Genomic DNA, 10904 nt, shown 5'->3' on the forward strand with positions numbered 1-10904 from the left:
CTATAACAACTTTTTTTCACAACATTTACTACACCCCCCCCCTTTTTCCCCCCCGGGGGGGGGGGGGGGGGGGGCGGGGGGCGGGGGGGGGGGGGGGGGCCCCCCCGGGGGGGCCCCCCCCCCCCACGCCGCGGAGACCACCGGAACGAGGTGCCTCCCCCTCCCCTGTCTCACGGCCGGAGACCCGCCGGCGGAGCAGGGGGCCGTCTCACAACCGGAAACCCGCCTGCGGAGCAGGGGGCGTGAACGGATATCGTCATGAGCTATGGCGCACGACACTCCTGACAATCGCCCATCGCCCCTCGTGTGGGGAGCGCTGGCGATCGTGTACGTGGTGTGGGGATCCACCTACCTCGCGATCGCGATCGTGATCGAAACCATGCCGCCGCTGCTCAGCGGGGCCATGCGCTTCGTCACGGCCGCGTCGCTTCTCGGCGCCGTGATCCTGTTCCTCAAGGGACGGCGGGCCTTCCGGATGACCTGGAAGGAGTTCGGCGGGGCCGCACTGGTGGGGGTGCTCCTGCTGACCTTCGGCAACGGCCTGGTCGCGCTGGGCGAGCAGCGCATCTCCAGCGGGCTGGCCGCGCTGCTGGTGGCCTCCGTACCGCTCTGGCTGGTGATCTTCAGGGTGGTCGCGAGGGACAGGCCGAGACCGCTGACGCTGACCGGGGTGCTGGTCGGGTTCGGCGGCGTCGCGGGACTGTCACTGAGCGGCGGGGGCGGCGCCTCCGGCGGGCCGGGGATCACGATCATCCTGCTGGCGTCGCTGTCGTGGTCGATCGGCTCGTTCCTGTCCTTCTCGATCCCCATGCCCGCCGAGCCCTTCGCCGCGAGCACGGTCGAGATGGCCGTGGGCGGCCTCGGGCTCCTGCTGACCAGCAGGATCGCGGGCGAGCATCTCGACCTCGCGGCCGTCTCCGGACGGTCGTGGGCCGGGCTGGCCTACCTCGTCGTGATGGGCTCCCTGGTCGGCTTCACCGCCTACATCTGGCTGCTGGGCAAGGCCCCGATCTCCCTGGTGTCCACCTACGCCTACGTCAACCCCGTCGTGGCGGTCGTGCTGGGCGCGATCGTGCTGAGCGAACCGGTCACGGGTTCGATGGTCGCGGCGGGCGCGGTGATCGTCATCGGCGTCGCCCTGGTGGTCTCCACGGAACGCCGGAAAAAGACGCACGCCGCCGAGGAGGAACGCGCCCCCGTGTAGAACCCGCCCCCGTCGAATCCGCGACGGAGGCGGGGTCAGGCGCCCTTGAAGGCGGCGGCGACGGCCAGGAGGGTGTCGTTGGCCTCGGGAGTGCCGATGGAGATCCGGGCGCCCTCGCCCGGGAACGGCCGTACCGCGACGCCCTCGGCCGCGCAGGCTCCGGTGAAGTCCATCGTGCGCTCCCCCAGGCGGAGCCAGACGAAGTTGGCCTCGGTGACCGGCACCGTCCAGCCCTGGGCGACCAGCGCCTCACGGACCCGGCCGCGCTCCTTGACCACGAGGTCCACCCGCTCCAGCAGCTCCTCCTCGGCCGCGAGCGAGGCGACCGCGGCGACCTGGGCGAGATGGTTGACCGCGAAGGGCACGGTCGCCTTGCGGACGGCGGACGCCACCGGCTCCCCGGCGATCAGATAACCCACCCGGAGCCCGGCCAGGCCGTACGCCTTGGAGAACGTCCGCAGCACGGCCACGTTCGGCCGGTCGCGGTAGACGGTGACCCCGTCGGCGACGTCGGTGTCCCTGACGTACTCCTGGTACGCCTCGTCCAGGACGACCAGCACGTCCTCCGGAACCCGGTCGAGGAAGACCTCCAGCTCGGCCCGGTGGACGACCGTGCCGGTGGGGTTGTTCGGGTTGCAGACGAAGATCATGCGGGTCTGGGGCGTGATCGCGTCGGCCATGGCGTCCAGGTGGTGCGTCTCACCCAGGAGCGGAACCCGCACCGAGGTCGCCCCCGCCAGGTCGGCCAGGAGGGGGTATGCCTCGAAGGACCTCCAGGCGTAGATCACCTCCGCGCCCGGCTCGCTCACCGTCTCGAAGAGCTGCTGGGCCACCGTCACCGAGCCCGCGCCGAGCGCGACGTGCTCGGGCGGCACACCGTAGCGGCCGGCGAGGGCGTTCGTCAGGCCGGTCGCCCCTGGGTCGGGGTAAAGGTGGATATCGGACGCTGCCCTGGAGATCGCCTCGACCACCGAGGGCAGCGGCCCGTAGGGGGATTCGTTCGAGGACAGCTTGTAGGACCGGCCGTCGGCTGACACCACGGCCTTGCCCGCCTTGTACGGGGGCACCGTGTCCAAAATCGCGCGGAAACGAGGCATGGCCTTACCTTACGAGGAGCGTTCAAACCGAATGGCACCCGGGAACCCCGAAGGGCACTTCACCCCCCTGGCTCCACTGGCGGCCTCCCCGATCCCGAACGTCCCCGGGGTCGCGGGGGCGAGCCGGGCCGGGTCTCCGCCTCAAGGCCGGTGACGCGGGTTCGGCGGGGGCTTCAGGGGTGGGTGATCCCGGTCAGCAGGTTGGTGACGAGGGCTTCGGCGAACTCGTCGGTCAGCGGCTGGTCGGGGATGAGGAGCCGGTGGTAGCAGGCGCCCCAGAGCTGGTCGACGACCACTTCGGGGTCGACGCCTGGCCGCAGCTGACCTCGGTGCGTGGCCCGTGTCAGGGCCTCCACGGCCAGGGCCCTGCGCGGGGCCGAGTAGCGCTCGCGATAGACGGCCGACAGTTCGGGGTCGGTCTGGGCCTGGCCGATGAGCTCCGGCATGACGCGCCCCGCCCGCGTGTCGCGCATCAGGTGGACGAAGGCCCGTACCTGGGTGGTCAGGTCGGCGGCGATGTCGCCGGTGTCGGGGAAGGCCAGGGTGGTGCCGACGACGCTGAGGTAGCCGTCGAGCGCCAGCGCCCCCCTGGAGGGCCACCACTTGTGGAGCGTCACCCTGCTCGCGCCCGCGAGGGCCGCGACCTTCTCGATGGTGAAGCCGGCCATCCCCTCCGAGAGCAGGAGCTCACCGGCCGCCCGCAGGACCTCGCCGCGCACCTCGTCGGCCGGACGCCGCCCGCGCCCCCGGCGGACGGGCTGGGGAGGCTGCGTCACGATCTACCTCCGGGAAACATATGGACACTGTGGTCATGATCATATATATGTACATAGTGTACACATATTTTGGGGAGGGAGCCGATATGAGAACTGCGTCAGCCCGCGTCGCGATCGTCACCGGAGGCTCGCGCGGCATCGGCCGCCAGGCGGCCGAACGCCTGGTCGCAGACGGTTTCGCCGTCGTGGTCAACTACGCGGGCAACCAGATCAAGGCAGACGCGGCGGTCGCCACCATCACCGAGGCGGGCGGCCGGGCGATCGCGATATGCGCCGATGTCGCCGACGAGACGGCGGTGGCCGCGCTGTTCGACACGACCGAGAACGCCTTCGGCGGTGTCGACGTCGTCGTGCACGCCGCCGGCACGATGTACCTGTCCCCGGTGGCCGGCCTCGACCTGAACGCCATGGACCGCATGCACCGCACCAACATCCGCGGCACCTTCGTGGTGAATCAGCAGGCCGCCCGCCGGCTGCGCGGAGGCGGGGCGATCATCAACTTCTCCTCCTCGGTGATCGGCCTGGCCCTCCCCGGATACGCGGCCTACGCGGCGGCCAAGGGCGCGGTCGAGGCCATGACCCTGATCCTCGCCCGCGAGCTGCGCGGTCGCGACATCACCGTCAACGCCGTCGCCCCGGGCCCCACCGCCACCGATCTCTTCCTGAACGGCAAGGACGAGGAGACCATCGCCAAGATGGCCGCCCAGCCGCCGCTGAAACGCCTGGGCGCGCCCGCGGACATCGCCGAGGTCGTCGCCTTCCTGGCCGGCCCCGGCCACTGGGTCAACGGCCAAGTCATCCGCGCCAACGGCGGCATCGTCTGACCCGTCCCACCCCCCTCGGGCCCCACCGCCCGGCGCTCCGGCCACGACGGAGGAATCGCCCCATAAGCCGAGACATTCCTATCTTGCTCGGAGCGGGAACGACGCGAGTGTGACCGTTGACGTCACCCGTCCGCGGCGTCCTTGGCCTCCCAGCGCGGCAGGTCTCCCGGCCAGCGCTCAAGCGCCTCGCGGAGCGCGGCGAGCGTCGCGAAGCGCACCGTCTTGGCATGGCCGTTCTTGAGCACCGCCAGGTTGGCGGGCGTGATCCCGGCCGACTCGACACGACAGGACCGCCACTTCCTACGGAGCAGCGGTCACGCTCGCGTCGTCCCCGCTCCGGGCGGGATCCGTTTGAAGGCGGACCATGGTGCGCGGCGGGCAGGGTCGGGTAGTGTTACCGTCCCCAGCAGTGGACCTATCGAGGAGGTGAGCCCCATTACGCCAGATCAGGCTGGGTGCTCCCACCTCACAGCCGTACGGTCCCCCTGACATAGGTGACCGAGGGAGCGCTCATCGGCATTCCGAAAGGCTCCCATGTCGGTTTCCCCGTCACCCCTCCCTCAGTCCGTCATCGTCACCATGCTCCGAGCCGCCGGCTGTGTCTTCGCCGAGGACGAGGCGCGGTTGCTCGTCTCCACGGCACAGACCCCCGCCGACCTCGCCGCCATGGTGGACCGGCGGGTCGGCGGCCTGCCCCTCGAACACGTCCTCGGCTGGGCGGAGTTCTGCGGCCTGCGGATAGCCGTGGACCCCGGGGTCTTCGTACCCCGCCGCCGCACCGAGTTTCTCGTCCAGCAGGCCACCGCCCTCGCCCTCCGGGCCGCCGGTCCCGCCGGTCGGGCCGCCGCGCTCGTGCGATCGGCCGCCGGCCCCCCGGTCCAGGCCCTCGTCCGGCCGCGAGCCGTCGTCGTCGACCTGTGTTGCGGTTCCGGCGCGATGGGCGCCGCGCTGACGGCGGCCCTGGACCACGTCGAGCTGCACGCCGTCGACATCGACCCCGCCGCGGTACGGTGCGCCCGGCGCAACGTCGCCGCCGCCGGTGGCCAGGTGTACGAGGGTGATCTCTACCGGCCGCTGCCCGCCACACTGCGGGGCCGCGTGGACGTCCTGATCGCCAGCCCGCCCTACGTACCCACCGAGGCGATCAGGCTGCTGCCCCCGGAGGCCCGCATCCACGAGCCCCGGGTGGCGCTCGACGGCGGCGCGGACGGGCTTGACGTCGTGCGGCGGGTGACCGCCGCGGCGCCACTGTGGCTGGCACCGGGCGGTTCCCTGCTGGTCGAGACGGGTGAGCGCCAGGCGTCTCGGGCCGTCGAGATCATCGTCAGCCACGGGCTGATCCCACGAGTGGCCGGTTCCGACGAGCTGAACGCGACCGTGGTCATCGGAACCAGGCCCGCCCTCCAGGGCTGAACCCGTCGCGGTCCAGCGGGAAACGAACGAACCGCACGGCCCGGACGGCTCCCCAGCCACCCCTGGCCGTGCGGCCCCCGTCAAGGGACATAGATCAGAGGTCTCCGTCACGGACGCACTTGAGGAAGTCACGCCAGGCCACCGGGCTGAAAGTCAGCACCGGTCCGGACGGGTCCTTACTGTCCCGGACGGCGACAATACCGGGCAGATTCGTGGCCACCTCGACGCAGCCATCGCCGCCTTCACCGAGGCTGGACTCGCGCCATACAAGGACGGGTGTCAGGTCGGGCATCCCGGCGTCCTCCGTACTCTAGGTCGCGGCGGCAATGGCGCGGAGAAAAAGGAGGGAGTCATCAGGATCAAGTGCCATCGCACACAATTGGTCAAAGACCAGGCTATACCGGTATGTATCGGTATCCGCTTCGACATAGAGGCTGCTCGCCGGCGTCTCGATGATCACCCGCAAGTTTAGGGGCTCGGGCTTGTGCAGTATGGCCTGGCGAGTCATGCACACTTCGATACGCCGGTCGACTTCCCTGGCCGACACCTGGGAACCCACCGCCGCGCCCCTTACTCCCCGCGAGCGGGCCCCACCTTCCCAAGAACCGCTCGCAGGACGGAGACGACCGCACGACACCCCGGGGCCGAGGGGATCGTGAACCGCGCCGGTCGCCTCCCGGCGCTTGGCCACGCTCGATCCCGACTCCCCGCGCGCCATCCGGCGTAGCACGAGTGGCGGACATCACATGTTCTGGTTGGGTGAGAGCCCCGGACCTTGACGAGTTCCTCGTTGCCGGGACTCATCGAACAGGGATGCCGCAGTGATCCGCCCGTTGAGTCCCTGGGGGCTCAACTACGGGCCGAACATCGTGCGGCAGGGTTCGAGACCTCCGACGCTGATGCCCGAGTTCTCCTGAGCGGCCCATTGCTCGCCGGTGATGAGGAGCTCGTGGGCGTGGATGAGTTGACCGTTGACAGCAACCCGCCGAATGCCGTTGGGGGTGTACCCGAATTTCGCGGAGACTCTGTGGGATGGTCCGTTGTCGGCGAATGTCGTTGAGGTGACCCGTTCGGCTCCCAGCGCGAAGGCGAGGTGAAGGGCTGCGGCACGCATCTGGGTACCGTAGCCACGGTTGTGGTAGCGCAGGCCGACCCAGAATCCGGTGCGGGCTTCGCGGGTGGTGGCGAAGTCCCGGGCGGACAAATTCTGTTGCCCGATCACGTACCCGTCGCGGTGCACGGCAGTGAGGTGAAGCCGCCAGTTGCCGCTGCTCCAGTTGGCGCGTGCCCACCAGTGGTTCCGCAGGACGTTGCGGGCGACCTCGTCAGGGGTACCGGTGGCCCATGGTTGGGGGAAGACGATGGTGTCGGGTGGGTGGACGCCTTGGCCGGCGAGGTGAACGAGGTCGTCCAGGAGTTCGTCGTCGGGGACGCGAAGCACCAGGTCGGGTGTCGTGATCGTCAGCTGGGTGAGGGGCCAGTGCCGCACTCTCGCCTCCATGTTGGGGCTGGTTAGGGGCCGTCGAGGCCGATGACGTTGCCGAAAGGATCCACGATCTGAGCGATGCGGTGGCCGGTGCCGTCCTCGGGCTTGTAGGGGCCGCGATGGCAGGTGCACCCAGCGGCCACGAGGTCGCCCAGGACTGCGTCGAGGTCGGCGACGGCGAAATAGGGGACGACGCTGCCACCGCGCGGGTTGTTCTTCTCGTCCAGCATGTGGAAGCCCAGTTCGATGCCGGCGATGCTGAGCCAGGCGAACACCGAGCTCCCGTTGACATCCAGGTGAACTGGCGAGCCCAGGACGTTTCCCCACCAGCGTGCGGACTTCTCGGGATCCTCAGAGAAGATCATGATTCGGGTACAGGCGGTGAACATCGTTTTCCCCTCGGCCCGGTGTCCCACCACCCTCGCCCATTCCCAGGATTCAGTCGGTGATGCCGTGCAGGGAGTGCAGGCCAGTGGCCTCGGCCCACAGGGTGAGGGCGCTTCTCAGGGTCATGTCGGTCCATTGTGCGCCGTGTTTACGGGCGTGGTGCAGGTAGGTGCGGCGGATCCATCGGGGGGTGAGAGGCGCTGACACCTCGGCGGCGATGTAGGCCAGGGTGATCACGTCGGGTAGTCCGGTCCAGTCGAGGCGCATGGTCTCGCCGTCGATGATCGTCAGTTCGCCGGAGTGGTCGCGGCGGGCGTGGCGGGGCGCGAGGTCGAACCCGCCAAGGGGGATGTGGTCGACGCCGTGCGCGTCAGCCGTCAGCTCCATAACCGACTGCCACGCCCCGGCGTTGCCGATCCACTCGGGGACGGGTTCGGTGCGGGTGGCGGCGAGGGTGTAGGGCTGCATCACGTCGGTGATCTCGGGCGGCCAGGCGGCGGGGGCGGTGTGGGCGCGAGCGACCAGCTCGACCAGCTCGTCGAGGACGGCCGGGGCCGACAGGTCCGCCTTGTACGGCAGGTAGCCGGTCACGAGGGTCTGGGCGTCGTCGCTGGCGTCGTGCAGTTCGGGCAGGATGCCCCGGCCGCCCAGCAGTTGGTAGGCGACCACCTCCGCGTTGTAAGCGTCGATGTCGGCATGGCGTTTGAGGATCCGGGTCGGCGGGTCGCCGATCGCGAACACCGCCGTGCGGTAGCGGGCAGTGAGGCACTGGACACGCCCAGGGATGTCCGGATGGTGCGCGGCGAGGTCCGTACAGGCCTGCACGGTGGCGTCGCCGGGGTCGGTGGTCATCGGGTTGGGCAGCCACCCGGCGGCCCGCAGAGCGCACGCGCCGCTTGGCCTCACGATCCAGTGGGGGGTTCGGGGTGGACATGATGGTCTCCGTAGTGGCCGGAGACCCGGGTGTCAACGATGTCTGTCAGTTTTAGAGTCAAGCATCAGCCGAAGTAGGACAGGCATGTGCGACCGGCATTGGCTCATATTTTCTTTACTGGTTCAAGGCCGCCCGCCTGCGGCGGTCGGCACGAGCGGTCTCAGCCGCCCTTCCGGCCGGGCGTGCGGCCTGAAGGCCGGTCCCTGTCGGAAGCAGTCAAGCCACCCGCACGCCCCGCAGCATGATTCATCACCAGCAGGAAAACAGGCATCCGCCATGAGCCGCAGTCCCTACAACCTGTGGGACGACATCGAGGCCGAGGCGGAAGCGCGCCCGTGCTGAAACTCAGGTGCCTCTCGCCTGTATGCGACCCGCCCCACCGCATCGCCCGGCCCTGGTCGCACCGCTCCGCTACTTAGCGAGCACCGGGTTAATCCACGTAACGCCCATGCCCTCAGCTTCCGGATGGCAATCTTCGCTGCTCGCAAACAGCTTGATCTCCGCCGCTTTCGACACGTCTACTGCGGCGATCTTCTTGACGCCATCCTCCTTCGCTACCTTCGCAGTCCTGATGGCTTTTCCGTCCACGTACACGTGGAATGTGATCGGTATTCCAGGTGGTGAACCGTCCATGACACCGACCATGGCCGTGAACTTCTTGTAGTGCCGATTCAGCTCAAACCGCGCCTCGACGTCGTAACAGAGCGAATTCGCGATGAGGGCTTGATCGTAGGACGTATCCATGACTTCGGCCGACCCGCCTGTGTACCCGTTGTCCCCGATCAGCGGCGCATTCGTGACCGGGACGCCCTGCCCCTCATCGCTGAACGGGACTCCGCTTGGACCCTCGCTAGCCGATGGACTCGCATCGTCGGGGACACTCCCCTTCCCGGGCGCCGTCACCGTAACCCTTACCGTTGGCGCCGCCGCCGCCCCTTCCCTGGTCCCGGCTTCTTTTCCACCGAAATAGAACGGAACGGCCGTCGCAACTCCTCCAATGATTGCCGTGATTAACGCCGTTATCACCTGTGTTCGATCTATACTCGACTTTTTTGACGATCTGTCCGCTTGCTCTTCGTTTGGGGCAGACTGCACCATTACGGCCCTCCTCGGTCGCGCTAAATATACTGACCAACCCATCTAGGCGTTGGCAGCTTCGCGCCCCCGGAACAGACCCCTCAACCCATCGCCTCCCGGACTGATCGCCCAACTTGCCGAATTGTTCTTATAAGGAATCAAGGCGGCAGCGCTCCGCGCCGCCGCACGGCGGGACACGCCCCGCCGCCCCGGCACGGCCAGCGGCCGGGGCATGCGGCCTGGAGGCCGGTCCCCGCCCGCGCCAGCCGGGACGGCACGGCGTAAACCCGCCGCCCACCGCACCACCCCGTCCGCGGCTCCGTACACCCGATGTCACGGGCGGACGTGCGGCTCCGCGCGGTGGCCTCGCCGGCCCTGTTGGGGCCTGGCGGCGAGAAGGGCGTTCCCGCCGGGACGCGCGGGTCGACACCGCCGCCCACCGTCTTGCCGGCGTACGGCTTGCGCAAGCCTGTTGGGGGCATCGCCTGCTGGAATAAGGGGTTGATCATCGGCACTCCTTGAGTGTGGAATCCCCCGGCTTCAGCCGCGGGGAGGAAGTCAATTCGTCACGATCGGGAGCGGGGACCCGGGGCGGGATGAAGCGGGTCGGGAACGGACCGGGAACGGCAGGCGCGTCACGGTCCCGAGGGCGGGAAACGGCCCGAAGCCGAAAAAAGGCCCAAGGTCGGGGAAAAGGCCGAGTTCGCGGAAAGGCCCGGAGTCACGGAAAGGCCCGGAGTCGTGGAAATTCCGGGGGCGGGAAGAGGGGGTGGCGTCGGCCGTGTCTGTCCGTTACTCGCCCTCGTCGGTGAGCGTCCGCAGCACGCGCGCCTCCAGGTCGGCCTGGTCGACACCGGCCAGGGCGAGGGCGCGCGGCACGGTGCCGATCTGAGCCCGCAGGATCCCGAGCAGCAGATGCGCCGGGCGCAGATCCTTCTTACGGGCGACGGACGCGAAGCCTCGTTCGAGCGCGAGTTTGGCCGAGGCCCCCATGTGCGGGGGACGCTTGGGGCCGCCGCCCGGCCGGGGGAGGTCAAAGGTGGCGAGAGACACTCCGGCCGCGCTCAGGCTGTGCTCGAACTCCCGGGCCAACGCGTCGCGGATCGCCTGATGATCGAGCCCGGCCGAGGTCAGGACCCGGTGTGCGACGGTTCCCTCCTCGGCGGCGATCGCCAGCAGGAGATGCCGCGCCTCAATCGTCGCCGACCCGTCCCTGTGGGCTTCTTGTCCCCCTTCCATGATGATCATGTGGAGGTATGTGTCGAACGGGGTCATCGTCAGCGCCTCCTCAGCGTGACGCCGGCGGCGATGAGCCGCTTGGCATGCTTTTTGTGAACCGCCTGGCGCGTGACTCCGAGCGCCTCGGCGACCTGTGGCCAGCTCCAGCCCGCCCGCATCGCCTGCTCGACGGCGGCGTCCTCCAGCTGATCGGCCAGGCGCCTCAACGCCGCCACGGCCGCCAGCCCATCGGCGGGATCTTGGGGACCGGGGATCTCAACAGCGGGCATATAAGCAACCATAGTTGACTAATCTCAAATTAGTCAACACGGGTTGCTAAAACACGGATACCGTTGAGCCGATCGCCTCTCCGGCACGGGTGAGACGGTCCGGCTAGTGCTGTGACCGGAAACGATCACTGGGTTGGGTGAGCGTCTCAAGCTGCCGGTGCGAGGGGCCTGCCGCCCCAGCGGATGCCCTTCTCACTT

At 68.9% G+C, this 10904-nt stretch carries 14 protein-coding genes; 3 read left to right on the top strand and 11 right to left on the bottom strand.

Annotated features, from left to right (window positions below; genetic code table 11):
• Window positions 1-265 precede the first annotated feature (265 nt).
• Window positions 266-1204 (top strand): EamA family transporter, encoded by a 939-nt coding sequence (locus tag ABZ194_RS29510; RefSeq protein ID WP_355600293.1) that lies wholly within the window; start codon window positions 266-268, stop codon window positions 1202-1204.
• Between the two features lie 35 nt (window positions 1205-1239).
• Here the strand turns inward: ABZ194_RS29510 and hisC are convergent, their stop codons facing one another.
• Both hisC and ABZ194_RS29520 read right to left on the bottom strand, forming a co-directional pair.
• Window positions 1240-2301: a histidinol-phosphate transaminase gene (hisC, locus tag ABZ194_RS29515; RefSeq protein ID WP_355600294.1), complete on the bottom strand. Its 1062-nt coding sequence runs from the start codon at window positions 2299-2301 to the stop codon at window positions 1240-1242.
• A gap of 173 nt (window positions 2302-2474) precedes the next feature.
• Window positions 2475-3077, bottom strand: coding sequence for a TetR-like C-terminal domain-containing protein (locus tag ABZ194_RS29520; protein WP_355600295.1), 603 nt, complete (start codon window positions 3075-3077; stop codon window positions 2475-2477).
• An 86-nt stretch (window positions 3078-3163) separates the two neighbouring features.
• Between ABZ194_RS29520 and ABZ194_RS29525 the strand changes: the two genes are divergently transcribed.
• Window positions 3164-3901, top strand: a complete 738-nt coding sequence (locus ABZ194_RS29525) for an SDR family oxidoreductase (protein ID WP_355600296.1) — start codon at window positions 3164-3166, stop codon at window positions 3899-3901.
• 122 nt (window positions 3902-4023) lie between these two features.
• On the opposite strand, the gene ABZ194_RS29530 is transcribed toward ABZ194_RS29525, so the two are convergent.
• Window positions 4024-4212, bottom strand: a complete 189-nt coding sequence (locus ABZ194_RS29530) for a helix-turn-helix domain-containing protein (protein ID WP_355600306.1) — start codon at window positions 4210-4212, stop codon at window positions 4024-4026.
• A 223-nt stretch (window positions 4213-4435) separates the two neighbouring features.
• Between ABZ194_RS29530 and ABZ194_RS29535 the strand changes: the two genes are divergently transcribed.
• Entirely contained in the window at window positions 4436-5314 is an 879-nt protein-coding gene (locus tag ABZ194_RS29535) for a putative protein N(5)-glutamine methyltransferase (protein ID WP_355600297.1), read from the top strand.
• 94 nt (window positions 5315-5408) lie between these two features.
• Here ABZ194_RS29535 and ABZ194_RS29540 read toward each other — a convergent pair whose 3' ends face one another.
• The 8 genes from ABZ194_RS29540 to ABZ194_RS29575 form a co-directional block, all read right to left on the bottom strand.
• On the bottom strand, window positions 5409-5606 hold the full coding sequence (locus ABZ194_RS29540; RefSeq protein WP_355600298.1) for a DUF397 domain-containing protein: 198 nt from the start codon (window positions 5604-5606) through the stop codon (window positions 5409-5411).
• A gap of 18 nt (window positions 5607-5624) precedes the next feature.
• A complete protein-coding gene (locus ABZ194_RS29545; RefSeq protein WP_355600299.1) occupies window positions 5625-5873 on the bottom strand; it encodes a Scr1 family TA system antitoxin-like transcriptional regulator in 249 nt (82 codons plus the stop codon).
• Window positions 5874-6167: 294 nt separating this feature from the next.
• Entirely contained in the window at window positions 6168-6803 is a 636-nt protein-coding gene (locus ABZ194_RS29550) for a GNAT family protein (RefSeq protein ID WP_355600300.1), read from the bottom strand.
• A gap of 23 nt (window positions 6804-6826) precedes the next feature.
• Window positions 6827-7165 carry a VOC family protein gene (locus tag ABZ194_RS29555; protein WP_355600301.1) on the bottom strand — a complete coding sequence of 113 codons (339 nt, stop codon included), beginning with the start codon at window positions 7163-7165 and terminating at the stop codon, window positions 6827-6829.
• 73 nt (window positions 7166-7238) lie between these two features.
• A complete protein-coding gene (locus tag ABZ194_RS29560) occupies window positions 7239-8039 on the bottom strand; it encodes a hypothetical protein (protein WP_355600302.1) in 801 nt (266 codons plus the stop codon).
• Window positions 8040-8532: 493 nt separating this feature from the next.
• Window positions 8533-9219, bottom strand: a complete 687-nt coding sequence (locus ABZ194_RS29565) for an NPCBM/NEW2 domain-containing protein (protein WP_355600303.1) — start codon at window positions 9217-9219, stop codon at window positions 8533-8535.
• A gap of 771 nt (window positions 9220-9990) precedes the next feature.
• Window positions 9991-10473, bottom strand: a complete 483-nt coding sequence (locus ABZ194_RS29570) for a Clp protease N-terminal domain-containing protein (protein ID WP_355600304.1) — start codon at window positions 10471-10473, stop codon at window positions 9991-9993.
• A 2-nt stretch (window positions 10474-10475) separates the two neighbouring features.
• Window positions 10476-10706, bottom strand: a complete 231-nt coding sequence (locus ABZ194_RS29575; protein WP_355600305.1) for a hypothetical protein — start codon at window positions 10704-10706, stop codon at window positions 10476-10478.
• Window positions 10707-10904: the final 198 nt, after the last annotated feature.

The organism is Streptosporangium sp. NPDC006007 (assembly GCF_040614315.1).
GTDB lineage: Bacteria > Actinomycetota > Actinomycetes > Streptosporangiales > Streptosporangiaceae > Streptosporangium.